Raw genomic sequence first — 25,947 nt, forward strand, 5'->3', positions numbered from 1 at the left:
TGGTTGGCGATTCGAACCACGTCGGCAGATTTCACGTCGTTTCGATATTGGCGAGTTGCAGCGCTTCGCCGACGTTGCCGTGATAGCGCTCGGAAAGCCAGGTCAGCGGCAGCCGGATGCCGGTCTCGGCATATCCCATGCGATTGAGTGCCCACTTGACCGGAATCGGATTGGATTCGATCCCCAGCGCCGTGTGCAGCGGCGCCAGGCGCGCATTGATCTGGTGCGCCTTTTCGCGCTGGCCGCTGGTCGCCGCGACGCAGAGATCGTGCATCGACTTCGGCGCGACGTTGGCGGTGACCGAAATATCGCCATGGCCGCCCATCAGCATGAAATCGCAGGCGGTGGCGTCGTCGCCGGAGTAGAGAGCGAAGCCGCTGCCCTCGAGGCGGTCGATCAACTCCTCGGCACGCTCCAGGTTGCCGGTGGCATCCTTCAGCCCGATGATCCGCTCGAGCTCCGCCAGCCGGAAAACCGTCTCGTTGTAGATATCCGAGCAGGTCCGTCCGGGAACGTTGTAGAGAATGATCGGCAGCTCGCTCGCCTCGGCGACCGCCTTGAAGTGCTGATACAAGCCTTCCTGGGTCGGCTTGTTGTAGTAGGGTGCCACCGAAAGACAGCAGTCGGCGCCCACTTCACTCGCGTAGCGGGCCAGCTCGACCGCCTCCGCGGTGTTGTTGGCTCCCGTGCCGGCGATGACGGGGATCCGGCCGTTGACCTCTTCGACCACCGTGCGGATGACGTCGAAATGCTCGGCAAACGACATCGTGGTCGGCTCGCCGGTGGTACCGGCGGCGACGATGGCGTCCGTGCCGTGTTCGAGATGGAAATTGACCAGGCGGCGCAGCGCCTCCCAATCGATCTCGCCACCGGCTTTCATCGGCGTCGCCATGGCAACGATACTGCCTGTGATCATCTTGCAGCTCTCTCTACTGTGACCGGATGGGCGGCCGGCCGCCTTGTCCAATCGATATCGAACGGCCGGAAACCGGATTGCCGGCCGGATGCACACCGACACCGGAATCGCTGGCGGGCCCGGTGAAGGCCGGGCCAACGCGTTCAGGTCTCGGGCTCCAGCACGTCAGACATGAAGTCGATGCGGTCGTGGCGCCTGCCCAGGCGCGATTTCACGCCCCCCAGATGGTACTCAGGCAGCCCCAGCGTGTACAGCCGCCAGGCCGGCTGTCGCCGCGATCGGCGCGACTGCCGGAGATCTGCGAGGCCTCGGCTTCCGAGCATTGACCGCCAGGATCGGCTATCGTTCGCCATTCACTTCCCGGTTTCGGAGCGCCTCATGACTCTCAGCGTTGGACAACCCGTAGAAGATTTCTCCGCCGAAGCGACCGGCGACACGCCTTTTCGGCTTGGCGACTATCGTGGCAAACAGGTGGTGATCTACTTCTATCCCAAGGACAGCACGCCCGGATGCACCACGGAGGGCGGCGACTTCCGCGACAGGATCGGCGAGTTCGAGGCCGCCAACACGGTCGTCTTCGGCGTCTCCCGCGACGGTCTCAAGTCCCACGAGAACTTCAAGGCCAAGCAGGGTTTCCCGTTCGAGCTGATCTCGGATCGCGACGAGGCGGTCTGCCGCCAGTTCGACGTGATCAAGCTCAAGAAGATGTACGGCAAGGAGCACCTGGGCGTCGAGCGCAGCACCTTCCTGATCGACGCCGACGGCAAGCTCGCCCGCGAGTGGCGCGGCGTCAAGGTCCCGGGCCACGTCGACGAGGTGCTGGAGGCGGCGCGGGAGCTGAACGGCTGAACACGCCCATGACGGCGGTCAGCTCTCCTCCGTGATCACGGCCTGGTCCGACTCCCCGCGCGGCCAGGCCTGGACCAGCGCCTTGATCAGGGTCGCCAGGGGGATGGCGAAGAAGATGCCCCAGAAGCCCCACAGCCCGCCGAAGAAGAGCACCGCCAGGATGATCGAGACCGGGTGCAGGTCGACCGCTTCCGAGAACAGGATCGGCACCAGCACGTTGCCGTCCAGCGCCTGCAGGATGGCGTAGGCCAGCAGTACGTAGAAGAACTGCTCGCCCATGCCGAAGTGAAAGCCCGCTACCGCGGCGACCGGCAGCGTGGCCACCGCGGCGCCGATGTAGGGCACCAGCACCGACAGCCCCACCATCAGCCCGAGCAGCGCCGCGTAGGGCAGCCCGAAGGCCCAGAAGGTGATGAAGGCGACGCTGCCGACGATGATGATCTCGATGGTCTTGCCGCGCACGTAGTTGGCGATCTGGTCGTCCATCTCCTGCCACACCCGGGTCATCAGGGTGCGCTGGCGCGGCAGCAGCGAGAGCAGGAAGGCGACCAGACGTTCGCGATCCTTGAGCATGAAGAAGATCAGGATCGGCACCAGCACCAGATAGATGATCAGCGCCATCAGGCTGCCCAGCGAGGCGAGCGAGAGGGTCAGCGCGCGCTGGCCCAGGGTAGACGCCTGGCGCCCGGCGGAGGCGATCCAGCCCTGGATCTGATCCGGCGTCACCACCGTGGGGTAGCGCGCCTGCAGCTCATCGAGCCAGAGCTGGCTGCTGGCGAACATGCGCGGCGCTTCCTGCACCAGCTCCACCAACTGATTCCACACCAGCGGCAGCACGATCAGCGCCAGCGCCAGCAGCGCGCCGAGGAACAGCAGAAAGACCAGCCCCACCGCCAGCAGCCGCGGCAGCCCGCGGCGTTCGAGCCAGGCCACCACGCCCTGCAGCAGGAAGGCGATCACCAGCGCGGTAAAGAACGGGGCCAGCGCGCCGCCGAACCAGATGACGATGGCGAAACCGCCGATCAGCAGCGCCAGCAGGACGATGGCCTCTTCGTCGGACAGATATCGCTCGAACCAGTTACGCAGGATGCCCTTCAAACTCATGCTCGCGCCTCTCCGTCGGCTTTACGCAGCCAGTAGTGGTACACACCCGAATTCTCTTCGCGCCCGACCAACGTATGTCGGCTATGCTCGACGAAACTTTCGAAATCCCGCCACGAACCGGCATCCGTCGCGATCACTTCGAGCAATTGCCCGGCCTGCATGTCCGCCAGCGCCTGCTTGGCTTTCAGCAACGGCAACGGGCAGTTCAGACCGGTGGCATCCAGTCGACGATCCGGCTGTTGAGACATGACATACCCCAGGTTGGTTGGAAAGAGGCCCGCTCGCGCGACAGACCCGCCATGACGGCTGTTGCAACGCCCGGATTTTCTAGGCAACGTCTGCCACAAGCCGCGGTCGAACGCATGATAGCGCAGACCACCATCGACCACCCCGGCTTCAGCCTGAATGAGGAACGAGATCGTCAGCATGAACCGTCAACGACTGACATCATTCCAGCGGCGCCTGCTGGCCGTTCCGCTGCTCGCCGCGGGGCTGGCCGGCACCATGCCGCCCGCGCACGCCCAGCAAGGCTATCAGCTCCCCGATCTCGGCAGTACCAGCGCCGCCGTCACGTCCAACGACGAATATCGTCTGGGTCGGGCCTGGCTGCGTCAATTTCGCGCCCAGACCGACCCGTGGCAGGACCCGATCACGCAGACCTACGTGCGATCGATGCTGGCCAAGCTGGTGCCCTACAGCGGGGTCAACGAGAATCTCGTCGTAACGATGGTCGACAGCCGCCTGCTGAACGCCTTCGCCGTGCCGGGCGGCGTGGTCGGGGTCAATGCCGGTCTGTTCGCCACCGCGCCCGACGAGGATGAGTTCGCCTCGGTGCTGGCGCACGAACTGGGCCACCTGGCCCAGCGCCACTACGCCCGGCGCATGGAGCGGGTCAAGGAGACGCAGTTGCCGACCATGGCGGCCATGCTGGCCGGGATGATCTTCGCGGCTGGCGGCGGTGGTGGCGCGGGTATCGCCGCGATGATGGGCTCTCAGGCGGCGTTCATGCAGGATCAGCTCGCCTACTCCCGCCGGTTCGAACAGGAGGCCGATCGCGTCGGCCTCAGCGCCATGGCCAAGGCCGGATACGACCCGCAGGCGATGCCGGAGATGTTCCGCACGCTGCAGAAACTCGCTGCGCTCCAGGGCGGCAATCCCCCCGAATTCCTGCTGACCCACCCGGTCACCGAATCGCGGATCAGCGACACCCAGGCCCGTGCCGACCAGTTGCCCTCTCCGCCCCACCGGGACGACCCGACCTACGCCATGATCCGCGGGCGAGCCCTGCTGATGCTCAACCGGGATAACCCGACCCAGGCAATGACGATACTCGAGCAGGACGATCCGCCAGCGGCTGCCGTACGTTACCTGCAAGCGCTCACCGATGCGCAGCAGACGCGCCCCGACGCGGCGCTGAAGACGCTCGACGAGCTTGCCCAAGATTATCCCGACCTTTCGATGATCCCCGCCACCGCCGCCCAGGTTGCCTACGACGCCGGGCGCCACCAGGACGCGCTGGCGCGAGCAAGACGTATCCTGCGGCTCTCTCCCGGCTATTACCCGGCGCAGTGGGTGCAGGCGGAGGCACTGGTACAGACGGCGCCGGCGCAGGCGTTCGACGTGCTGCGAGACATGAGCGAGCAGTATCCGGAAGACCCCAACGTGTTCGGCCTGCTGTCCGAAGCGGCCGGCCGCACCGGCCGTGATGCCTGGGGCCAGCTGGCTCGCGCCGAACAGCTCCAGCTCGAGGGTCGCATCGATACCGCCATCCGTCAGATCGACTCCGCCGAGGATGTCGCCAAACGGAGTGGCGACTACGCCATGGCCAGCCGCATCGAGCAACGACGCAAGGATTTCCTCGGCTACCGGGAGACGATGCAGAGTTTCTGACCGCGTGGTCTCAGGCTGGCGCGCCGGCCTGCCCCTCGAGATGTGCCGCGACCGCATCGCAGAACACCATCGGGTCGATCACCAATCTGCCGAGCGGTTTCGGCGCGGCGGCGTTCTGTGCGATCACGATGTCACGCGTTGGATTGACGTAGATGAACTGGCCGTGAATGCCCTTCGCGGCGAAGGCGCGATCCCGGCGCGACGATGGCGTCCACGCGGTCCACCACATGTAGCCGTATTCCAGCGAATCGCCGCCGGCGAGTGTCGTGGGGCGTGTGGCGGCGTCGATCCAGCCGTCGGGTAGCAGCGATCGACCCTCGACCCGGCCACCATCGAGCATGAATTGACCGAAACGCGCGTAGTCGCGCAGGGTCGCCGCGATGCCACTGCCGCCGATCTCGACGCCATCGGCGGACTCCAGCCACCAGCTCGCGTCGCTCTCCATGCCGTAGGGCTGCCACAGTTTCAACGCCAGGTATTCGGCCAGCGGTCGGCTCACGGCCCGCCGAACCAGCTCGGCAAGAATCTGCGTCTCGCCGGTACTGTAGTTATGGCGCGCGCCCGGTTTGGCGGCGCGGGGCAGTGCCGCCATCACCTTCATCGCCCCGCCCGGCCGCTGGGCGATCTGCGCCCTCAGCAGCGCGCGACGATCGGACCGGGGGTCGGTATAGGTCTCGTTCCAGGCGACGCCGGACGCCATCATCAGCAGGTCGCGCAGGCTGACGCCCTGGTAGGCGCTTCCCGCCAGCGCCGGTACGTAGTCGGTCACCTGTGCGGCCAGGCCCTCGCGGATCAGCCCGTCCCGGATGGCCATGCCGGCCAGCGTCGAACAGACGGACTTGGCCACCGACATCGACATCCAGCGGGTATCGCGATGATTGCCGCGCTGGTAGGTCTCATGGACGATGTCGCCGTGTCGTAGCACCAGCAAACCGGTGACACTGTTCAATGCCAGGTAGTCGTAGAGATCGTAGGCCTCGCCGTTGACGCTGGCGACCACCCCATCGAGGCACGTCGGCGCCTGCCCGAGCGGACGCGGGGAAGCGCCAGCGGCGATGATCCGCGAGGGAAACAAGCGGTCGATATTGCGGAAGGTATTCACCGCCAGATCGGGTGTCAGGCGGCCGCTGTAGGCCTGCTCGATGTCACCGATCGGCTCGTCGGCATGACGGTAGATGGCGCTCGAACGGGAGGGTTCGCGGCGAGACGTATCGGCAGCGAGATCTGGCTGGGGCGAACAGGACGTCATGAGGGGCCTCCTGAGGGAATCCTCAATCAGTAACACAGCCACGCGAAGAGGTGCATCGATTTGTCGGCAAAGCGGGAGACCATCGAAATGGTGGGTCGTGTAGGATTCGAACCTACGACCAATTGGTTAAAAGCCAACTGCTCTACCAACTGAGCTAACGACCCGAGACGTGCCACTGACAGCGGGCGCTGTGCAGAGCTGCCGAAACGGCGGGGAAGTGATCGATGGTGGGTCGTGTAGGATTCGAACCTACGACCAATTGGTTAAAAGCCAACTGCTCTACCAACTGAGCTAACGACCCATCGTGCGACCCGTCGGAAAGTGGTGGGTCGTGTAGGATTCGAACCTACGACCAATTGGTTAAAAGCCAACTGCTCTACCAACTGAGCTAACGACCCCTTCCGACTGGGCGCACATATTACTCATAAGCCTCGGAGCAGGCAAGCGTTTTTTCCCGCCCCGAGGCCGATGGCTCAACGCCGGAATCAGGAGTCCTGACGGCGCGGGCGACGCGGTTTCTTCATCGCCGTCACCGGGCGCCGCTTGTTCTTGTCGCGGCTCCAGCGGTTCTTCTCGTCCGGCGTCAGCTCGGGCACCTTGCGCGGTTCGAGGCCTGCCAGGTTCGACAGCTCGTCGATCTCGTCCTGGGTCATCTCGGTCCACTCGCCGGCCTTGGCCCGCTTGTCGAGGAAGATGTTGCCGTAGCGAACCCGCTTCAGCCGGCTCACGGTCAGCCCCTGGGACTCCCACAGCCGCCGAACTTCCCGGTTGCGGCCCTCCAGGATCACCACGTGGAACCAGGTGTTGATGCCCTCGCCGCCGAACTCCTGGACATCGGAGAAGCGCGCCGGGCCATCCTCGAGCATCACGCCCTCGACCATGGCGACCACGTGTTCACGCTTCACTTCACCCATGACCCGAACGGCATATTCGCGTTCGATCTGGTGCGAGGGGTGCATCAGCCGGTTGGCCAGCTCCCCGTCGGTGGTGAACAGCAGCAGCCCGCTGGTGTTGATGTCGAGACGGCCGATCGCGATCCAGCGCTCGCCCTTCAGTCGCGGCAGGCGTTCGAACACGGTCCGCCGCCCCTCCGGATCCTTGCGCGTGCACAGCTCGCCTTCCGGCTTGTTGTACATGATGACCCGGCGGGGTACCTCCTCGACGGCGCGCAGGTTGATGGCCCGGTCGTCCAGCGCCACGCGGTCGCGCGAGCCAACGCGATCGCCCAGCTTGGCGACCTGGCCATTGACCTTGATCCGACCGGCGCTGATCGCGGTCTCCATTTCGCGGCGCGAGCCATATCCGGCGCGCGCCAGCACTTTCTGCAGTTTCTCGGTGTTGGTATCCGTCATGATGCTTCATTGCCTCATCGGCTAGTCGCCAGCTTCCGCCCGCGCTATCGGCAGCCCGGTTCGAGGTGGCGACTGTCAGGTGTCCGTGTCTCTTCCATCGGGGTCCGAATCGGTGCCGCTAGCCGGCACCTCCGGTTCATCTCGACGTTGGCGAGCACGTTCGGCCAGTCGCGCCTCGAGCTCGGCAAAACTCAGCGACTCGCCGGGGGACGCCATCTCGGCGTGTTCGTCATTGTCGGAAGCAGGTTCCGGCGTTGCCGATGAATCTTCCCTGCCGGCCGGGGTGTCGTCGAACGATGCGGTGTCGTCGACGCCGGCTTCGTCATCGCTCTCGCCCGTCTCGTCGGCGCCGGGTCCGGCATCGGGGGCGACGCCGTCGGGCAGATCGGCGAACGGCTGGTGCATGGCCGTTTCGAACGTCTCGAAGGACTTGAGTTCATGCATCGGCGGCAACGAATCCAGCGTCTGCAGCCCCAGGTCATCCAGAAATGCCCGGGTGGTCGCGTAGACCGCCGGTCGTCCCGGCACGTCGCGATGACCGACGACCCGGATCCAGCCGCGCTCGACCAGGGTGCGCATGATCGAGCTAGACACCGCCACGCCGCGCACCTCTTCGATGTCGCCGCGGGTCACCGGTTGACGATAGGCGATCAACGCCAGGGTCTCCAGCAGCGCCCGCGAGTACCGCTGCGGTTTCTCGTCCCACAGTCGCGACACCCACGGCGAGTAGCGCTGACGGATCCTGACCTGATAACCCGAGGCGGACTCCTGCAGCTCCAGCGCCCCGCCCGCCATCAGCCGCTCGCCGAGCTTGTTCAGCGACTCGCGGATGGCCGCGCGGGACGGCGGCTGCCCCGCACCGAGCGGGCCGTCGCCGAACAGCCCCTCGATCCGCTCCAGCGAGAGCGGCTCACCGGCGGCCAGCAGCACCGCTTCCAGAATCTCGTCCAGCGCCGGGGTCACGTAAGGGTCGGTCAGGCGGTTCATGCCCGGATCTCGCCGTCGCCGTTATCGGATGCCTCGATCCCGCTCGCCGAGGCGGACGTCCCGCTCTCGAAAGCCGGCTCGCCCGGGATATCGCCATCGTCGCCTGCGGCGCCGTCCTCGATCGCCAGCCTGGCCCGCAGGTGTATCGGCGAGAGCGGCGCATTCTGCACGATTTCGATCATCGACTCACGCGCTAATTCGAGAATCGCCATGAAGGTGACGATGACCCCGGCGCGGCCCTCGGAAAGGTCGAACAGCGCCTCGAACGGCGTGAAGCGATCCGCATTCAGCCTGGCCATGATCGACAGCATCCGCTCGCGAGTCGAGAGGACCTCGCGACTGATCCGGTGGGTCTGGCGCAGATCGGCCCGTTTGAGCATGCCGCCGAGGGCCCCGAGCAGGTCGTTCAGCGAGACGTCGGGATGGACCACCCGCGGCTCGAGTTCCGGCAGCGCCGCCTGGGCCGGATACCAGTCCCGCCCCATGCGTGGCAGCGTGTCGAGCTCCTCGGCGGAGAGCTTGAGCTGTTCGTACTCCTGCAGCCGGCGAATCAGTTCGGCGCGGGGGTCGGCTTCCTCGTCGTCTTCGTCACCCTTGGGCGGCCGAGGCAGCAGCGTACGCGACTTGATCTCCGCCAGCATCGCGGCCATGACGAGGTACTCTCCGGCCAGGTCGATCTCCATCGCCTGCATCAGATCCACGTACTCGACATACTGGTGGGTAATGGCGGCGACGTCGATGGCCAGGATGTCGAGGTTCTGGCGCCGGATCAGATAGAGCAGCAGGTCGAGCGGTCCCTCGAAGGTCTCGAGGAAGACCTTGAGCGCTTCCGGCGGGATATAGAGATCCTGCGGCAGCTCGGTCAGGCGCTCGCCGTTGACCCGGACCACGAAGTCGAGTGGCAACTGCCCTGACGGCGACGCCTCGGCGGCATCGGGCTGTTCGGATTCGATCACGCTCACGCCGCCTCCCGGATCACTGATGGATAGTGAACGCAGTCTAACAAGGCAGGCGACGCTGGCCTATCGGCACGAAGTCGACGGCGCGGCGATGGCCCTAGCGCCCGGCCGGATATCAAGCGGACTGACGCGAAAATCGCCGGTAGGTGAAGTCGTCGTCACGCTTCGAATCGACGATCGCCAGCGTCTGGACCTCGTCGTGATAGGGCGAACGCTCGCACACCGGGTCCATCTGGCTGGCCTCCCCGGTGAGCGCGAGCGCCTGGCAGCGACAGCCGCCCCAGTCGATCTCGCGCCGCTCGCAGCTCTGGCAGGTATCCGGCATCCACGCCGTGCCGCGATAGGCATTGAAGGCCGGGCTGTCGTACCAGATCTCGCCGAGACCGTGCTCACGCACGTTCAAGAAAGTGAGCCCTGGGATCGTCTCCGCCGCATGGCACGGCAGCACGCGGCCCGCGGGGGTGACGTTGAGCGACTGCCGCCCCCAGCCGTTCATGCACGGCTTGGGCAGGCGCGCATAGTAGTCCGGCACCACGGCATCGATCACCAGCTTGCCCTCGAGCCGCTCACGCGCCGCTTCGACCAGCGCGAGCGCCTCCATCACCTGCTCCCGCGGCGGCATCAGCGCGGCGCGGTTCTCCAGCGCCCACCCATAGTACTGGGCGTGGGCGATCTCCAGGCGCCGTGCGCCCAGCGTCAGCGCCAGTTCGACCAGATCGGGTATCTGATGCAGGTTGGCGCGATGGATCACGCTGTTGAGCGTCAACGGCAGCCCGACGTCGGTCACCTCCCGGGCAAAGGCAAGCTTCTTGTCGAAGGCACCGGGAAGGTTGGCGAGATGGTCGTTGATCGGGGCGGTCGCGCCCTGCACCGAGAGCTGGACATGATCCAGCCCCGCCTCCGCCAGGGCCTCGAGACGCGCGCGATCGATATTGACGCCGGCGGTGATCAGATTGGTGTAGAGACCCTGTTCGGCACAGCTCGCCACCAGCGCTTCGAGATCCGGCCGTGCCGCCGGCTCGCCGCCGGAGAGATGCACCTGCAGCACGCCCAGTTCGGCGGCTTCGGCGAAGACACGCTGCCAGGTCGCCGTGTCGAGTTCGTCGCGCTTGCGCGTCAGTTCGAGCGGATTGGAGCAGTAGGGACACTGCAGCGGGCAGCGGTGGGTCAGCTCCGCCAGCATGCCGAGCGGCGGCGCGGGGCGGGCCGGGTCATCGAGATGGCTCATACCACTTCCAGCACTTGCTTGAGGATCAGATCGGCGAGCATGGCGCGCACGTCGCCGAGAATGCGTTCGCGCGGGGCCGCGAAGGCGGCGGCCAGATCATCGACGATGGCGCCGATATCGCGCTCGCCGTCGACCCGTGCGAGCACTTCACGGGCCACCGGGTCGAGCTGGAACACACGCTCCGGGGCGAGCAGCACCCAGCCGCCGCGGGCCTTGTCTTCCCGCAGTCTCACGCCGCGCGGCAGACGTACGATCGCGTCCTCCGCGAGCGCTGGCGCTGATGGATTCATGTCGGCTGCCCTCTCATTTCCGGCTCGCCGTTCCAGGCCCCTGGCGGGACTTGACCTGGCGTCACGTAGGCGTGCTGGAGCGCATCGAGCATGGCCCACAGCACGCTGCACTTGAAGCGCAGCGCATCGATCACCGCCTGCTGCTGGTCGGCCCGCTGGGCATGGCGTTTGACGTAATCCAGCGCCATCTCGGCATCCCGCGGGGCCTGGGTCAGGCGCGGCTCGAAGTAGGCCAGGGTCTCGGCCGAGACGAAATCGTAGTGCGCCAGCATGCCGCGCACCCGCTGGCCGATCACCATCGGCGAGAACAGCTCGGTGAGCGAAGAGGCCACCGCTTCCAGCAGTGTCCGGTCGCGCACGAAGTGGGTGTAGGCCTTCACCGCGAAGCGCGTGGCCGGCAGGATGCCGCGGGTCGAGACCACTAGTTCACGCCCCAGTCCCAGGCCATCGGTCAGCTTCAGCCAGCGTTCGATGCCGCCCTCGCCCGGCGCCTCGCCGTCATGGTCGACCAGCCGGGCGCGCCAGGTTCGACGCAGCTCGGGATCGTCGAGACGCGCGATCAAGGAGGCATCCTTGATCGGAATCATCGCCTGGTAGTAGTAGCGGTTGAGCGCCCAGGCCTGCACCTGGCGCTTGTCCAGCTCGCCGTTCTGCAGCATCAGCTGGAACGGATGACGATGGTGATAGCGGGTCTCGCCCACCTCGCGCAGGCGCGCTTCCAGCGCTGCCATGCCCAGTGGCTCGACCAGATCCGGATGGTTCTCGACTTTCAGCTGCGACACGCAAGCTCCATGCCGTCGTAGGCGATTTCCCAACCCGCGCGCTCGGCCTGGGCGCGCTCTGGCGAGCCCTCGATCAGCACCGGGTTGGTGTTGTTGATATGGACGAAGACGCGCCGGCTCACCGCCAATTCGGCGAAGGCGGCGATACTGCCCGCGTCGCCCGACATCGACATGTGGCCCATGCGCGCCCCGGTCTTGACCCCGACGCCGGCGGCGATCATCTCGTCGTCGCGCCACAGAGTGCCATCGAACAGCACCAGATCGGCGCCCTGCAGACGCGCGGCGAGGCGCGGCGTCATCGTTGCGCAGCCGGGAATGTAGTAGACCCGCGAGCCGGCGCCGATGAACTCCACGCCGACGGTGTCCTCGCCCTCGACGCCGATCTCGACCGTATCGCCTTCCAGGTAGAGCGCGGTCTTGCCCGGCACCGCGAAGAGTTTTGCGCTGACGCCGTCGAGCAGCTCGAAGGCGGTTTCGAGCGCCACCGGCTCGCGCGTCACGCACTCGGCGTTGAGCACCTCGAAGATCGAATTGGCCTTGAGCACCGCCTGGATCGACGGCGTGGCCAGCAGCCGGAACGGCGAACGCTCGCGCAGGTTGAGCAATCCACCGATATGGTCGACGTCGGCGTTGGTCAGCAGCACGCTGCGAATCGGGGTATGGCGGTCACCGTGCTGCGGCTGCAGCACCGGGTTTTGTCTAATCTGGGCGAGAATCTCGGGCGCGCAGTTGATCAGCGCCCACTGCTCGCCGTCGCGACTGATGGCAATCGAGGATTGCGTGCGCGGGGTGATGCGCGGGTCGCCGGCCCAGGCCAGGCGGCACACCTCGCAACGACAGTTCCACTGCGGGGAGCCGCCACCGGCGGCCGCCCCCAGCACGCGAAGCCGCAGACCCGCGGCTTCGCCTGCACCTGCTGCCGGGCTCAAAACTCGGCGGGCATGTAGTCGTTGATTTCCATACCGACGCAGATTTCCTTCACTTCCGGGGTCGTCCAGCTCATGGCGAGCTCCTTGAATCGAGTGGCGTGGCGCTCCAACGAGCGCCCGTGCATTCTAGCCAATCCGGTTGAAATCCGTGCAACAATTAGCCGGTAAACTATCGTCGTAGGATCCGCCGCCCGCCGCCTCGGCGGTGCGATAGCGCCCAGCGTAGTCGAATAGCTTCTCGCCCAGACGCCAGTAGCGGCCGCTCTTGCGCGCGATGACGAAGTCCGGCGCCCGCAGGCGATGCGCCTCGGCGGCGGCCTCCTCGGCCGAGGCGGGCTGCCAGCCGCTGCCCGGTGCACGCAGATGCCGGCGCAGAAAGACGCGTTCGAACACATGCCGCTGCGCCGGTGTCTCGAGGCCGAACCACTCGTCCAGCGTCTCGCCATCCTCGTCGTGATAGGTCACCTTGAGCCGTGGCACGCCGCGGCCGTTGGTGGTCGCCTGCAGCTGCATGCCGCTGACCCTCAGCACCTTGGCGTGCTTGAGCTTGAGCGCATCGCGCAGCTTGTCGTCGGGGTCGACCAGGCGCTCGCCGCAGTGGCCGCAGGCGCGGGCGGCGATGTCGTTCTCGCCACCGCACTGGTCGCACACCTTGAAGCGGAAGCGAAAGGTGCACTGCACCTTATTACTGGCGCCCGAAGCCGCGCCCTTGGCTTTATTGGCGCCCGCAGCCGCGCCCTTCCCTTTATTGGCGCCCGAAGCCGCGCCCTTGCCTTCATGAGCGCCCGAAGCCGCGCTCCGGCTTTCATTGGCGCCCGCCCCCACGCCGGCACTGGCTGACGTTTCCGGGTTCGATCTGTCGTCTTGCGCGCCGGGTTGGGCGCGATCGATAGCGTCGCGTGTGGATAGCAGCCCCTGGCAGCGGCGGCCGTGGTGTTCGATCACCAGATCACCGTCGCGCTTGCCCCAGAAGGTGTTGGCGAAGCCGCACTCGGGGCACTCGACCTGCACCGGCTCGCTGTCGCTGTCCGGGCGCGCCTGGTCGATCTCGGGGGCGTAGAGATCCCACGGGTTGCCGGCATAGTCGAGCACCAGACAGTCGCGCTTGCCGGGCGATAGCCGCAAACCGCGGCCGACGATCTGCTGATAGAGCCCCACCGACTCGGTCGGGCGCAGAATGGCGATCACGTCCACGTGCGGCGCATCGAAGCCGGTGGTGAGTACCGCCACGTTGACCAGATACTTGAGCTCGCGCGCCTTGAAGGCGGCGATCAGACGCTCGCGCTCCGGCCCCGGCGTCGCCCCAGTGACCAGCGCGCTGGCCTCCGCCGGCAGCAGCCTCAGCACCTCCTCGGCGTGGGCCACGGTGGCGGCGAAGATCATCACGCCCTCGCGGTCGCGGGCGCGCTCGATGACATCGGCGACGATCTGCGGCGTGGCGCGGTTGCCCTGCACCACCCCGTTCAGGTCGCGCTCGGCGAACTGGCCATTACGCTGTGCGGTGAGATGCGAGAAGTCGTAGAACGCCAGGGCGGCGTCGAGGCGCCGCGGCTCGGCCAGATAGCCCTGGCGCACCATCACCCGCAGCGGCTGCTCGAACACACAGTCGCGGAAGAAGGCGTCCTCCGGCCCCTTCACCATGCCGTGGTAGTGGCGATAGTAAAGAAAGCCCTCGCCCAGCCGGTAGGGGGTGGCGGTCAGCCCCAGAATCTTGAGATTGGGCCGCGCCTGGCGCAACCGGGCGATCACCTGGGCATAGCTCGAGGAGGCCCGCGCCCGCTCCGCAGCACTCGTCTGTGTCTCGCTCTCTGCCCCGCCGTGGCGCAGCGCGACCCGGTGGCACTCGTCGATCACCAGCAGGGTGAAGTCGCCGGCGGCGAACGCCTCGAGACCGTTGACCACCGACTGTACCGAGCCGAACACCACCTGGCGCGCGCTCTCCTTGCGCTTGAGGCCGGCGCTGAAGATATCCGCCTCCAGTCCGTAGGCGAGATACTTGGCGTGATTCTGCTCGACCAGCTCACGCACGTGCGCCAGCACCAGTACGCGCCCCCGCGCACGCCGCGCCAGCTCGGCGATCACCAGCGACTTGCCGCTCCCCGTGGGCAGCACCACCACCGCCGGCTCGTCACTGCCGCGAAAGTGGGCGATGACGTTGTCGACGGCCTGGGTCTGATAGGGGCGGAGTCGGGGGGCGGCGCTGGTGGCGGAGGATCTGGGCATGAGCGGCATGGTACTCAGGTCGCACGGCCGAGGAAACGGTCCGATCAAGGCGAGGCCACCATGCTTTGAACGCAGCGCTCAACGGCATTCGTGCCGACCCACTACATCTTTAGTTGAATTGCCAATAATGATCGTTTCGATCAAATTAACTACCGCTTCAATCACCTAATGCCCTGCATAACTCGACGAGTGGCGTAAAGCACGCCGCGTCGGGGGCTCAGAAACCGGAGCCCAAGCGGTACAGGCGAGAATTCCGTCCGGGCTGGCGTGCCAGCACCGCACAACGAAGCGACCTGCCGCCCAGGCATTTATGCAGCGTTTCCCTAGCGAATCACTCGCCACGCACGGCGCACGGGAGTCAACCCCATGAAACTGCTCGCCACGATCCAGAAGGTCCCCGGAGGCCTGATGGTGGTCCCCCTCATCTTCGGCGCCGCGCTCAATACCATCGATCAGCTCCACCTGCCCTGGATCACCGCGATCCTGCAGTGGCTGGGGGCGGGGCAGACCGACAGCGGTCAGTACGAATTCCTGCGTATCGGCGGTTTTTCCCAGGAGCTGTTCAAGGATGGCGCACTGGTACTGATCGCGCTGTTCCTGTTCTGCTCGGGCAGCCAGATGAACCTGCGCGTGGGGGGCAAGGCGCTCAAGAAAGGTGCCCTGCTGGTCACCGCCAAATATCTGACCGGGCTGGCGGTGGGTGTGGGCCTGGGCCTGATGTTCGATCCGATCGACGGCCTGCTGGGCCTCTCGACGGTGGCGATCATCGCCGCCATGACCAACGGCAACGGCGGCATGTATGCGGCCCTGACCAGCCAGTACGGCAACCGCTCCGACACCGGCGCGGTGGCGATCCTGTCGCTCAACGATGGCCCGTTCTTCACCCTGATGTCGCTGGGCCTGCTGGGCTCCCAGTTCCCGGTGATCGCCTTCATCGCCGTGCTGCTGCCGATCGCGCTGGGGATGCTGCTGGGCAATCTCGACCGCGACATTCGCACCTTTCTCAAGCCCGGCGAGATCCTGCCGGTCCCGTTCTTTGCGTTTGCCCTGGGCGCCAACATGAACCTGGCGGCCTTCTTCAATCCCGAGGTCGTGGGGGCCGGCCTGCTGCTGGGCGTCATGACCACGATACTGACCGGTGGCGTCGGTATCCTGGTCTTCCGGCTGTTCCGCGAGCCCAGTGTCATTGCGCCGGTGTCGGAAGCGACCACGGCCGGCAACGCTGCTGGAACGCCGGCGGCCATCGCCGCCGCGGCAGCGGTGGCCGCCAACTCAGGCATGATGAGCGCGGCCGAGGCGCAGAGCTATCATGACCTGGTCAACATCGCCACGTCGCAAATCTCGATCGCCACGCTGACGACCGCCATCCTGGGGCCGATCGCCGTGATGCTGGTCGACCGCTGGCAGAAGAGACGCGGTATCGACGGCACCCTCGAGGACGAACCGCACCTTCGGGCCGGCGAGGAGCTGGGCACGGCGCGCGAGGGCTGAGCGACGCCACGTCGATATCGTGGCATGCTGAAAACCACGCGATTCCCCGACGGCGCGCCAGCGCCGTCAACCTGGAGCTCTCATGAAAATCTCTCTGCTCTACGGCAAGGGTGAGCTGGCACTCGACTTGCCGGACGACGCCTTCGTCGTCGAACCGCCGACGCAACACGCCATGATGGATCCCGCGGCCGGGGTTCGCGAAGCGCTCGACTCGCCGATCGGCACGCCCCCGCTCAAGGAGATGGTCAAGACCAGCGATACGGTCGCCATCGTGATCAGCGATATCACCCGGCCCACGCCCAACCATCTGCTGGTGCCGCTGCTGATCGAAACGCTCGATCACGTGCCGCACGAGAATTTCGTCATCATCAACGGCACCGGTACCCACCGCGACCAGACGGTCGAGGAGCTCCGCGGCATGCTGGGCGACTGGGTGGTGGACCACATCGAGATCATCAACAACCACTGCGACAACTACGACGAACTGGTCAACGTCGGCGACAACAGCTTCGGCTGCCCGTCGTGGCTCAACCGGCGCTGGGTCGAGGCCGATTTTCGCATCGTCACCGGCTTCATCGAACCGCACTTCTTCGCCGGCTTCTCCGGTGGCCCCAAGGGCGTGATGCCGGGCATCGCCGGTCTCGAGACGATCATGACCTTCCATAATGCCCGCATGATCGGCGACCCGCGGTCGACCTGGGGCAACATGGACGACAACCCGCTGCAGGCGATGACCCGCGAGATCAACGCGCTGTGTCCGCCGCATTTCATGCTCAACGTCACGCTCAATCGCGACAAGGCGATCACCCGGGTGTTCGCCGGCGACCTGACCGAGGCCCACCGTCAGGGCTGCGAGCACGAACTCGAACACGCGATGGTGAAGGCCGATCGGCGCTTCGACGTCGTGATCACCGGCAACTCCGGCTACCCGCTGGACCAGAACCTCTATCAGGCGGTCAAGGGAATGAGCGCCGCGCACAAGATCGTCAAGCGCGGCGGCACCATCCTGATGGCCTGCGAGTGCTCGGACGGCATTCCCGATCACGGCAAGTTCGCCGAGATCCTGGCCATGGCCGACTCGCCCCAGGCCCTGCTCGAGATGATCGAGGAGCCGGGGTTCGCCATGCTCGATCAGTGGCAGGTTCAGAAGCAGGCGGTCATCCAGAGCTGGGCCGACGTCATGCTCTACTCCACGCTGAGCGATGCCCAGGCGCGCGCCGCCCTGATGGAACCGGTCCACGATATCGCCGAGACGCTGCAGACGTTGAAGACGCGTTACGGCGAGGAGATGACCATTGCCGTGATGCCGCTGGGGCCGCTGACCGTGCCCTATGTCGATGAATGAGCGGCGACCACCACCTGACGGGAGGGAACCCATGACCTCGCTGGCCCGAACCGAACGGATCGATGCCTTGACCGTGGACGCGGCGTCGTCGCACTCGCCTGGCGTGCCGCTGACAGCCGATGTGGCCCAGGGCGCCGAGCTCGACGCCAAGCTCGAGCGGCTGCGCCAGGTGCTGCGCGAGATGGGCGACGTGGTGGTGGCATTCTCCGGCGGCGTCGACAGCACCTTCCTGCTGGCCATCGCGCTGGAGACGCTGGGCCGCGAACGCGTCCTGGCGGTGACCGCCGATTCGGAATCCTATCCGTTCGAGGAACTCGATGCCGCCCGCGACCTGGCCCGGCGCCTGGAGGCGCCGCACCGGGTCATCGAGACCTCGGAGATCGCCATTCCCGGTTACGCCGACAACGACGCCAACCGCTGCTACTACTGCAAGTCCGGCCTGTTCACCCACCTGGCGCCGATCATGGTCGATGCCGGATTCCACAATATCGTGTTCGGTCTGATCGCCGACGATGACGGTGAGCACCGGCCCGGTACCCAGGCCGCCCGCGAGTATGGCGTCCGCGGCCCGCTGCACGAAGTCGGGCTCTACAAGGCCGAGATTCGCGAACTCTCTCAGGCCATGGGCCTGCCGACCTGGAACAAGCCGTCGCTGGCCTGCCTGTCGTCCCGGGTCGCCTACGGCGAGCGCATCACGCTGGAGAAGCTGGAGCGGATCGCCGAAGCCGAGCGCCGCGTCAGAGCCCTGAACATCGGACAGCTCCGGGTGCGTCATCATGGCGAACTGGCCCGAATCGAAGTCGAGCCCCAGGACATGACGACGGTGCTCGCACACCACGACCGGCTGGTCGCGGAGCTCACGGCACTGGGTTATGCCTGGGTGACGCTGGATCTGGCCGGCTATCGCAGCGGCAGCATGAATCGGCTGCTGTCTTGAATCCGGATCGACAGGATAAGGCATGACCGAACGCTCCATCTCCGACCTGGGGTTCGCCCGCGTCGACCATGACCGTGAAGCCCGCAACGGTGTCCCCGAAGTCGTGTTCGGCGAAGGCAAGCAGGCCGACCAGATCAGCGCCATCGTCGGGCGCCTGATCGCTCGGCACCAGCGCGCGCTGGTCACGCGCGTCGACGCCGAACGCGCCGAGCGGGTACTACGGGACCATCCCCACGGCCACTACGATCCAATGAGCCGCTTGCTTTGCTGGGGCGCGCCCCCCAGGCGCCTTCCCGGGACCGTGGCAGTGATCTGTGCCGGCACCTCCGACCTGCCGGTGGCGGAAGAGAGCGCGGGCACCCTCGAATGGCTGGGGGCCGACGTCGCCCGACTCAACGATGTCGGCGTGGCCGGGATCGATCGACTGCTGGCCCACCGCGAGGCACTGACCCGGGCCGACGTGCTGATCGTGATCGCCGGCATGGAGGGCGCGCTACCCAGCGTGGTCACCGGGCTGGTCCGCAACCCGGTGATCGCGGTGCCGACCTCGGTGGGCTACGGCGCCAGCCTGCAAGGCGTCACCGCCCTGCTCGGCATGCTCTCGGCGTGTGCCACCGGCATGAGCGTGGTCAACATCGACAACGGTTTCGGCGCCGCCTGGCAGGCCGCCAGCATCCTTTCACTGCTCGAACGCGGCCCCGACCCGCGCTCCGCCAGCTTCGAGGGCAGCGCGTCCACCGCGCCGACCTCTCAAACCCAAGCCTCCACCGAGCCCCGGACCTCATGAAGACGCTTCATATCGACTGCACCTTCGGTATCGCCGGCGACATGCTGCTGGCGGCGCTGGTGGACCTCGGCGCCGATCTGGACGAGATCGCCGTGGCGTTGCGGCGCTTGCCGATCGATCCGTTCGCACTCGAGACCCGGCCGGTGGATCGTTGCGGTATCCGCGCGCGACTGCTCAGGATCGCGCTCGAGCCCGAGGGTCACGATCACTCCCACGGCCATGACCACCACGAGCATGCGCATGGCCACCGCCGGGCCGGTGACATTCTGGCGATGGTCGCCGATGCCGATCTGCCCCCTCGCGTGAGGCGCCGGGCGACGGCGATCTTCACCGCGATCGCCGAGGCCGAGGGGCGAATCCACGGCATCGACCCGGCCGAGGTGCATCTGCATGAAGTGGGGGCGATGGATTCGATCATCGATATCCTCGGCGTCTGCCTGGCGCTGGAAGCCCTCGATATCGAGACGATCACCGCGACCCCGGTGCCGGTGGGGTACGGCGTGGTCAGCATGGCCCATGGCCGCTTCCCGATCCCCGCGCCGGCCACGCTGGAACTACTCAAGGGCGTACCGCTGTCCCCCTTCGAGCCCGATGTCGCGGGCGAACTGACCACCCCCACCGGTGCCGCGTTCCTGGCAACGCTGGTGGAGTCGTTCCACCCCGCGCCATCGGGGACCCCGGTCGAGATCGGCTACGGGGCCGGCAACCGCGACTTCCCCCACCCCAACGTACTGCGCGTGATCTCGCTGGAAACGGTCGCACCGGGCCAGGGCAGAGAGACCATTGCCGTGCTGGCCTGCCAGCTCGACGACGTCACCGGGGAGCAACTGGGCCACCTGATGGGCGTACTGCTGGATGCCCGGGCGCTCGACGTGTTCTACACCCCGGTGACGATGAAGAAGTCGCGCCCGGGAACGCTGGTCACGGTACTGGCCCCCTGCCACGAAGCCGATCGCCTGGAGACGCTCATGCTGCGCCACTCGCCGACGTTCGGCGTACGCCGTCACCACACCACGCGACGCATCCTCGAGCGCCGGACCGAAACGGTGGAGACCCCATGGGGAAGCGTCCGGATCAAGATCGGTAGCCTGGACGGCGAAGAGATTAGGGTCGCGCCGGAGTATGAAGACCTGCATCGGATAGCACTGGCGCAGGGCTGCAGCTTGGCCGAGGCCCACGCCGTCGCATTGGCGGCTCATGATCAGCGGAAGCAGTCGCGGCCCGGACCGAACGACCTGCAATAATGATCGATTCGCTCACCCACTGATCATTTCCAGATCAGGGTATCGAGGCGGCCTCGTACCGGATATTGGTGAAATCCCGGAGAGCGCCACTTTAGTCGACTTGCCATTTATGATTGAAACGATCATTTTATGCGGCAAAATACTATCGATTCAATCACGAGCGATGACGCCAATGCTTCCCGATCGCCACTCTGATCCCACCAAGAGCCAGCTGACGTCGCTACTGATTCTGGCCGACGATCTCACCGGAACCGCCGACTCGGCGGTCGGCTGCACGCTGCTGGGCCTGTCCACCGAGGTCATGCTCTCTGCCACCGCCGTCAGTGGCTGCGATGCGGTCGCCATCGATCTCGACTCCCGCGCCTGCAGCGCTGAAGAAGCCGCGGAGCGACATCGCGCCTGCCTGACCCAGTGGAAGCATCGCTACCGCTATCTGTTCAAGAAGGTCGACTCGACCCTACGCGGCAATGTCGCCGCCGAGATCGCGAGCCTGGTGCCCAGCGCGGGCATGGCGATTGTCGCGCCCGCCTACCCGGCTACCGGCAGGACCACGCGCGACGGCCGCCAGTGGCTTCACGAGCGTCCGGTCGAAGAGACCGAAGTCTGGACCAACGAAGACATTGGCGGCCGCGCGGATCTGGTCGAGATGCTGGAGTGTGCCGAGCTGACGACACGCCGACTCGATCTATCGACGCTCCACGAAACGGACGCCGTGGTATCGGATACCTTGCGCCAGTATCAGCAGGAGGGCGTCCAGGCCGTGGTCTGCGATGCGCTGACGGCGGGCGACCTGGAGCGTGTGGCAATGCTTTCCGCGCCACTCGCCGGGGTGTTCTGGGTCGGCTCGGCCGGGCTGGGGCTGGCGCTACCAGGCGCTCTGGGTCTCTCGGGCCGGCCGCAGCCGGGCCCACCGCCGGTTCCGCGTCGACGCCCGACGATGATCGTGGTCGGCAGCATGAGCGGCATTTCACACGCGCAGGCCGATGCGCTGGTTGCCGCCGATCCCGCCCTGGAGGTGGTCGTGGTGGAAGCCGGCGATCTCTCGAATGGCGCGAGTGATGCCCCAGCCTCGCCCGCTCTGACCTCGCTTCATCAACGCATCCAGCAAACGCTGCAGGCCGGCAACGACATCATGGTTCGTCTGGCCCAGCCCGACAATCGCGATGCCGCGGAGGGGCCCAGACTCAGCCGCGAGCTCGGCGAGCTGCTCGCACCACACCTGGCGGCGCTCGATCGCCTGATCGTGACGGGCGGCGCGACCGCCCGGGCACTGCTGATGGCGGCGGATATCACCCAGCTCGGCCTCGTCGACGCGCCCGATACCGGAATGGCACGACTCACGGCGCCTCACCGCGGCCGGACGCTGGAGGTCATCACCAAGGCTGGCGGCTTCGGCGACACCGAAGCGTTCCAGCGAATCTGGCGCGACGCGGGACCTACCGCCCACGCTAGACCCGCCACCCGTTTTCGAGACACAGAGGATATGCGCATGACCGATCGTCCCATTATCGGCATCACCATGGGGGATGCCGCCGGTGTCGGGCCGGAAATCATCGTCAAGGCACTCGCCCAGGAGACGGTCCATGCTGGCTGCCGACCGCTGGTCATCGGCGATGCCGGTCGCCTGCGCCAGGCGATGGAGATCGTCGGCTCGCCGCTCGAACTGCACGCTGTCGAGACTCCGGCCCAGGCCCGCTTCGAGCCCGGCACGCTCGAGTGCATCGATCTCGGCCTGATTCCCGCCGACCTGCCCTGGGGCAAGGTCTCCAGCGTCGCCGGCGATGCCGCCTACCAGTACATCGCCAGGACCGTGGAGCTGATCGAGGCCGGCGAGCTCGATGCGATCTGTACCGCACCGCTCAACAAGGAGGCGCTACATGCCGGCGGGCATGTGTTCCCGGGGCACACCGAGCTGCTGGCGCACCTGACCGGTACCGAGGAAGTCTCGATGATGCTGGTGACCCCCAAGATGAAGGTGATACACGTCACCACTCATATCGGCATCATCGATGCGATCGCACGTATCGAGCCGGGGCTGGTCACGCGCACCATCGAACGCGCCCACGCAACGCTGGTCCGCGCCGGTCAGAACCAGCCGCGCATCGCGGTCTGCGGCATCAATCCCCACGCCGGCGAAAACGGCCTGTTCGGCTATGGTGAGGAGGAAGAGAAGATCGTTCCGGCCATCAAGGCGCTCCGCGAGCGCGGCTGGGACGTCGAGGGGCCGCTGCCCGCCGACACCCTGTTCTTCCGTGCCGGGCGCGGCGACTTCGACTGCGTGGTGGCGATGTACCACGATCAGGGCCATGGGCCGGTCAAGGTGATGGGACTCGAGGCCGGCGTCAACGTCACCGTCGGGTTGCCGGTCATACGCACCTCGGTCGATCACGGCACCGCCTTCGATATCGCCGGCAAGGGCATCGCCGACGACCGCAGCCTGATCGAAGCCCTGCGCCAGGCGGTCGAATTGGCGAGCCGTCACGGCGCCGAGACTTGAGCGACAGGGCGCCGTCGACAACGATCCATCGATACCCAGGAGAGACATATGCCGATCATCGGTTTTGCAGGACTCGGACTCATGGGCGCCGGTATGGCCGGCAACATCCTCAAGGCGGGTTACCCGCTCAAGGTACTGGCGCACCGCAATCGCCAACCCATCGACGACCTGGTCTCCAGAGGGGCCGCAGAAGCCGCCAATGCGGCAGCGCTGGGCGCCGAATGCGATATCGTCTTTCTGTGCGTGACCGGCGCGTCCCAGGTCGAGTCGCTGATCGATGGCGAGCATGGCATCCGCGTCGGGGCCAGACAGGCGGGACGCGACAACCTGGTCATCGTCGACTGCTCGACGTCCGAACCGACGCTGACGCGCAAGCTCGCCGAATCACTGGCCCAGGATCGCATCACACTGATCGACGCCCCGCTGGGCGGCATCCCGGCCCAGGCCGAGAGCGGCGAACTCCAGGCGATCATCGGTGCCGACCCAGCGACGCTCGAGCGAGTGCGCCCGGTCATCGAGACCTGGGCCGCCAGAATCATGCATGTCGGCCCGGTGGGTGCGGGCCATACCATGAAACTGCTCAACAACTTTCTGGCCATGGGCTACGGGGCGATCTTCGCCGAGGCGCTGACCATCGGTGCCAAGGCCGGCATCACGCCGCAGACCTTCGACAGCGTCATTCGCGGCTCGCGCATGGATAGCGGTTTCTACCGCACCTTCTTCCAGTACGTGCTGGAACGTGACCGTAATGCGCACCGTTTCACCCTGGCGAACGCCCACAAGGATACGCGCTACCTGGCCTCGCTGGCCGAAGCGATGAACGTGGACGCCGGCGTCGCCAGGGCCGTGCGCGACCTCTACGCCGGCGCCGAGGCCCAGGGCGATGGCGAGAAATACGTTCCCGAGCTCTCCGATATCGTTGCGGCGCGTCATCAGTTGTCTCTAGCCGACTGAGCGCCGCCACGATCCACGGTGGGGCGCGAGCCATAGCGATGGCACAATAGCCCGCGATCACTGGCCAGGAACAGGAGTCGAACCCGCCCAGGCGGGTTCGTTCGATTGCGGGGATACCTCCATGAAAGTCGCCAAACGCCGCCACGACATGCTCGAAGCCGTCCATGCCGGCATTACCAGCATCGAGGCCCTCTGCCGCCATTTCGGCATCTCCGAGGCGACGGCTCGACGCGACCTGGGCGCGCTCTCCGAACAGGGGCTGCTGGTTCGAACCTACGGTGGTGCGGCCACGACGATAGGCCAGCGCGAGCCCGAGCTGACACTGGAGCAGCGCCGCATGCGTCAGGGTGACGTCAAGGCGCGGCTGGCGGCGTGCGCGTTGGCGTGCATCGAGGATGGCGACACCCTGCTGCTCGATGGCGGCACCACGACGGCGGCACTGGCGGCTCGCCTCAACGAACGTCACGGACTGCATGTGGTCACCAACAATCTGGCCGCCCTGCCCTGGCTGACGCAGTTACCGGAGGGGCACACCACCGTGCTGGGCGGCGACCTGCGCGCCTCGAGCATGACCGCCTATGGCCCGCTGGCCCACGCGGCCCTCTCTCGCCTGACCGTCGATCGGCTGTTTCTCAGCGCCGACGGTGTCACCGAACTCGGGCTGTGCGAGGCCAGTCCGGAACAGGCCTGGCTCAAGGAGGCGATGATATCGCGTGCCGCCGAGGTCTACGTGATGGCCGATGCCACCAAACTGGGCCATGCCAGCCAGCAGCACTGGACGCCTTTCCCGCGGCAGTGGACGCTGATCACCGATGCCACGGACGAACGGCTGGAGACGTTTCGCGCACTGGGCGCCAGCATCAGGCACCCCGCCGCGGCAGAGCGCTGATCGCCAGGCCAGCGCCCTGCCACCCAGTGAAGACCGCAAACGCCGTGATCGATGTGTGCTGACGGGCCGGCGCCGGCCGGCATGGTGTCCGACCGGGATGGCGGGCACAATGAATGGCATTGGCGCCGCCGCGCCCAAGACCGACTTTGCCCGGAGCGCCCCCATGCAAACCGATACATCACAGGAAGCCAACGCGCCACTCGCGCGTTACATCGAACAGCTGCGTGCCATGGAGATCGACATCGAGGCGATGGACACCCACGCGGCACGCATACGCCAGGACCAGCTGGAGTTCGTGCTGGTCGTCGCCGCCGACGAGCCGGCGTTCTTCCAGTTGATGCTGCCCGGCGTGTGGCAGGCCGCGGAGACCACCACCCGGACGCTGTTACTGGAAACCGCCAACGAGGTGATGAATACCCTGAAGGCCGCCAAGCTCGTCGTGCACAACGAGGCCGTGCACGTCAGTGTCGAGCAGTTCGTCGAGGGGCCGGATCAGGGCGTTGCGCTGATCCCCGGATTGCTGGAACTCCTCAAGAGCGCAGTGGCCGAATTCCAGGAGCGTCTCGGCATGGGCGAGGCACCTCGCGTCCACTGATCGGGCCGGCGGCTTTCGCCCTTTCCGTCGCGCGCCTAGACTGCCTGCAACACATCCATTCCCACAAGGAGGTTCCCATGGCCGACACCACTCACTTCGTGGTCATCGCCGAGTTCCAGGTAAAGGCTGGGCAGGTACCGGCCTTTCTGGCGCTGGCGCACAACGATGCCAGCGAGTCGCTGGCCAACGAGGAGGGCTGCTTCGCCTTCGACGTGCTGACCCCGGAAGGCAGCGAGGACATCGTCGTGCTGCACGAGGTCTACCGCGATCGCGCCGCCTTCGAGCACCACACCCAGATGCCGCACTACAAGCCGTTCAAGGAAGGCTCCGCGCCGTTGCTCGCGGCCGACCCCTCGGTTCGGTTCTTCTACACGGCGGTCCGGCCAGGCTGATCGCGAGGACCACCGCCCGGCCTGCGGTTGCGCCAGCCTGTCGTGACAGCCCCTACAC

25 protein-coding genes and 3 tRNA genes are annotated in these 25,947 nt (G+C 66.4%); 12 read left to right on the top strand and 16 right to left on the bottom strand.

Going from position 1 to position 25,947, the window contains the following annotated elements; translation table 11 throughout:
- Positions 1 to 31: 31 nt before the first annotated feature.
- On the bottom strand, positions 32 to 916 hold the full coding sequence (dapA, locus tag DOM45_RS02795; protein ID WP_110597999.1) for a 4-hydroxy-tetrahydrodipicolinate synthase: 885 nt from the start codon (positions 914 to 916) through the stop codon (positions 32 to 34).
- A gap of 378 nt (positions 917 to 1,294) precedes the next feature.
- Between dapA and DOM45_RS02805 the strand changes: the two genes are divergently transcribed.
- Positions 1,295 to 1,765 carry a peroxiredoxin gene (locus tag DOM45_RS02805; protein WP_110598001.1) on the top strand — a complete coding sequence of 157 codons (471 nt, stop codon included), beginning with the start codon at positions 1,295 to 1,297 and terminating at the stop codon, positions 1,763 to 1,765.
- Positions 1,766 to 1,783: 18 nt separating this feature from the next.
- Here DOM45_RS02805 and DOM45_RS02810 read toward each other — a convergent pair whose 3' ends face one another.
- A complete protein-coding gene (locus DOM45_RS02810; protein WP_110598002.1) occupies positions 1,784 to 2,869 on the bottom strand; it encodes an AI-2E family transporter in 1,086 nt (361 codons plus the stop codon).
- Entirely contained in the window at positions 2,866 to 3,297 is a 432-nt protein-coding gene (locus DOM45_RS20435; protein ID WP_342588709.1) for a sulfurtransferase TusA family protein, read from the bottom strand. Before DOM45_RS20435 ends, DOM45_RS02810 begins: the two co-directional genes overlap by 4 nt.
- Between DOM45_RS20435 and DOM45_RS02820 the strand changes: the two genes are divergently transcribed.
- The gene (locus tag DOM45_RS02820; RefSeq protein WP_110598003.1) at positions 3,296 to 4,759 is read left to right on the top strand and encodes a M48 family metalloprotease; all 1,464 of its coding nucleotides are present in this window, start codon (positions 3,296 to 3,298) and stop codon (positions 4,757 to 4,759) included. The two genes, DOM45_RS20435 and DOM45_RS02820, sit on opposite strands and share 2 nt — an antisense overlap.
- 10 nt (positions 4,760 to 4,769) lie before the next feature.
- Here DOM45_RS02820 and DOM45_RS02825 read toward each other — a convergent pair whose 3' ends face one another.
- From DOM45_RS02825 to DOM45_RS02885, 13 genes are all read right to left on the bottom strand, one after another.
- A complete protein-coding gene (locus DOM45_RS02825; RefSeq protein ID WP_110598004.1) occupies positions 4,770 to 6,008 on the bottom strand; it encodes a serine hydrolase domain-containing protein in 1,239 nt (412 codons plus the stop codon).
- A gap of 88 nt (positions 6,009 to 6,096) precedes the next feature.
- Positions 6,097 to 6,172 (bottom strand) — tRNA-Lys (locus DOM45_RS02830).
- A 61-nt stretch (positions 6,173 to 6,233) separates the two neighbouring features.
- Positions 6,234 to 6,309: transfer RNA gene (locus DOM45_RS02835), tRNA-Lys, on the bottom strand.
- 21 nt (positions 6,310 to 6,330) lie between these two features.
- Positions 6,331 to 6,406 (bottom strand) — tRNA-Lys (locus DOM45_RS02840).
- Between the two features lie 87 nt (positions 6,407 to 6,493).
- Positions 6,494 to 7,360 (bottom strand): 23S rRNA pseudouridine(2605) synthase RluB, encoded by an 867-nt coding sequence (rluB, locus tag DOM45_RS02845; protein WP_110598005.1) that lies wholly within the window; start codon positions 7,358 to 7,360, stop codon positions 6,494 to 6,496.
- Between the two features lie 75 nt (positions 7,361 to 7,435).
- Positions 7,436 to 8,347, bottom strand: a complete 912-nt coding sequence (gene scpB / locus DOM45_RS02850; protein WP_110598006.1) for an SMC-Scp complex subunit ScpB — start codon at positions 8,345 to 8,347, stop codon at positions 7,436 to 7,438.
- Positions 8,344 to 9,252: a segregation and condensation protein A gene (locus tag DOM45_RS02855; protein WP_240612283.1), complete on the bottom strand. Its 909-nt coding sequence runs from the start codon at positions 9,250 to 9,252 to the stop codon at positions 8,344 to 8,346. The genes scpB and DOM45_RS02855 overlap by 4 nt, the downstream gene beginning before the upstream one ends.
- Positions 9,253 to 9,421: 169 nt before the next feature.
- The gene (pqqE, locus tag DOM45_RS02860; protein ID WP_110598008.1) at positions 9,422 to 10,534 is read right to left on the bottom strand and encodes a pyrroloquinoline quinone biosynthesis protein PqqE; all 1,113 of its coding nucleotides are present in this window, start codon (positions 10,532 to 10,534) and stop codon (positions 9,422 to 9,424) included.
- The gene (pqqD, locus tag DOM45_RS02865) at positions 10,531 to 10,824 is read right to left on the bottom strand and encodes a pyrroloquinoline quinone biosynthesis peptide chaperone PqqD (protein WP_110598009.1); all 294 of its coding nucleotides are present in this window, start codon (positions 10,822 to 10,824) and stop codon (positions 10,531 to 10,533) included. Before pqqD ends, pqqE begins: the two co-directional genes overlap by 4 nt.
- Entirely contained in the window at positions 10,821 to 11,606 is a 786-nt protein-coding gene (gene pqqC / locus DOM45_RS02870; RefSeq protein ID WP_240612269.1) for a pyrroloquinoline-quinone synthase PqqC, read from the bottom strand. The genes pqqD and pqqC overlap by 4 nt, the downstream gene beginning before the upstream one ends.
- On the bottom strand, positions 11,594 to 12,535 hold the full coding sequence (gene pqqB / locus DOM45_RS02875) for a pyrroloquinoline quinone biosynthesis protein PqqB (RefSeq protein WP_240612270.1): 942 nt from the start codon (positions 12,533 to 12,535) through the stop codon (positions 11,594 to 11,596). Before pqqB ends, pqqC begins: the two co-directional genes overlap by 13 nt.
- Positions 12,532 to 12,660 (bottom strand): pyrroloquinoline quinone precursor peptide PqqA, encoded by a 129-nt coding sequence (gene pqqA, locus DOM45_RS02880; protein ID WP_110598010.1) that lies wholly within the window; start codon positions 12,658 to 12,660, stop codon positions 12,532 to 12,534. The genes pqqB and pqqA overlap by 4 nt, the downstream gene beginning before the upstream one ends.
- 1 nt (position 12,661) lies before the next feature.
- On the bottom strand, positions 12,662 to 14,767 hold the full coding sequence (locus DOM45_RS02885) for a DEAD/DEAH box helicase family protein (RefSeq protein ID WP_425353323.1): 2,106 nt from the start codon (positions 14,765 to 14,767) through the stop codon (positions 12,662 to 12,664).
- A 357-nt stretch (positions 14,768 to 15,124) separates the two neighbouring features.
- Here DOM45_RS02885 and DOM45_RS02890 point away from each other — a divergent pair, with 357 nt between their 5' ends.
- The 10 genes from DOM45_RS02890 (at position 15,125) to DOM45_RS02935 (ending at position 25,889) form a co-directional block, all read left to right on the top strand.
- Positions 15,125 to 16,249 (top strand): 2-keto-3-deoxygluconate permease, encoded by a 1,125-nt coding sequence (locus DOM45_RS02890; protein WP_110598011.1) that lies wholly within the window; start codon positions 15,125 to 15,127, stop codon positions 16,247 to 16,249.
- 82 nt (positions 16,250 to 16,331) lie between these two features.
- Positions 16,332 to 17,594, top strand: coding sequence for a nickel-dependent lactate racemase (gene larA, locus DOM45_RS02895; RefSeq protein ID WP_110598012.1), 1,263 nt, complete (start codon positions 16,332 to 16,334; stop codon positions 17,592 to 17,594).
- A 31-nt stretch (positions 17,595 to 17,625) separates the two neighbouring features.
- The gene (gene larE, locus DOM45_RS02900) at positions 17,626 to 18,531 is read left to right on the top strand and encodes an ATP-dependent sacrificial sulfur transferase LarE (protein ID WP_110598013.1); all 906 of its coding nucleotides are present in this window, start codon (positions 17,626 to 17,628) and stop codon (positions 18,529 to 18,531) included.
- A gap of 22 nt (positions 18,532 to 18,553) precedes the next feature.
- Complete coding sequence (gene larB / locus DOM45_RS02905; protein WP_110598014.1) at positions 18,554 to 19,318, top strand: nickel pincer cofactor biosynthesis protein LarB; 765 nt, start codon at positions 18,554 to 18,556, stop codon at positions 19,316 to 19,318.
- A complete protein-coding gene (larC, locus tag DOM45_RS02910; protein ID WP_110598015.1) occupies positions 19,315 to 20,562 on the top strand; it encodes a nickel pincer cofactor biosynthesis protein LarC in 1,248 nt (415 codons plus the stop codon). Before larB ends, larC begins: the two co-directional genes overlap by 4 nt.
- A gap of 172 nt (positions 20,563 to 20,734) precedes the next feature.
- On the top strand, positions 20,735 to 23,059 hold the full coding sequence (pdxA, locus tag DOM45_RS02915; RefSeq protein WP_110598016.1) for a 4-hydroxythreonine-4-phosphate dehydrogenase PdxA: 2,325 nt from the start codon (positions 20,735 to 20,737) through the stop codon (positions 23,057 to 23,059).
- 48 nt (positions 23,060 to 23,107) lie between these two features.
- The gene (locus DOM45_RS02920) at positions 23,108 to 24,013 is read left to right on the top strand and encodes an NAD(P)-dependent oxidoreductase (RefSeq protein ID WP_110598017.1); all 906 of its coding nucleotides are present in this window, start codon (positions 23,108 to 23,110) and stop codon (positions 24,011 to 24,013) included.
- A 121-nt stretch (positions 24,014 to 24,134) separates the two neighbouring features.
- Entirely contained in the window at positions 24,135 to 24,902 is a 768-nt protein-coding gene (locus DOM45_RS02925; protein WP_110598018.1) for a DeoR/GlpR family DNA-binding transcription regulator, read from the top strand.
- A 163-nt stretch (positions 24,903 to 25,065) separates the two neighbouring features.
- Positions 25,066 to 25,497: a hypothetical protein gene (locus DOM45_RS02930; protein WP_157958333.1), complete on the top strand. Its 432-nt coding sequence runs from the start codon at positions 25,066 to 25,068 to the stop codon at positions 25,495 to 25,497.
- 77 nt (positions 25,498 to 25,574) lie between these two features.
- Positions 25,575 to 25,889: a putative quinol monooxygenase gene (locus tag DOM45_RS02935; protein ID WP_110598020.1), complete on the top strand. Its 315-nt coding sequence runs from the start codon at positions 25,575 to 25,577 to the stop codon at positions 25,887 to 25,889.
- The last annotated feature ends 58 nt before the right edge of the window (positions 25,890 to 25,947 follow it).

It is taken from the genome of Salinicola lusitanus (assembly GCF_003206045.1).
Classification (GTDB): domain Bacteria; phylum Pseudomonadota; class Gammaproteobacteria; order Pseudomonadales; family Halomonadaceae; genus Salinicola; species Salinicola lusitanus.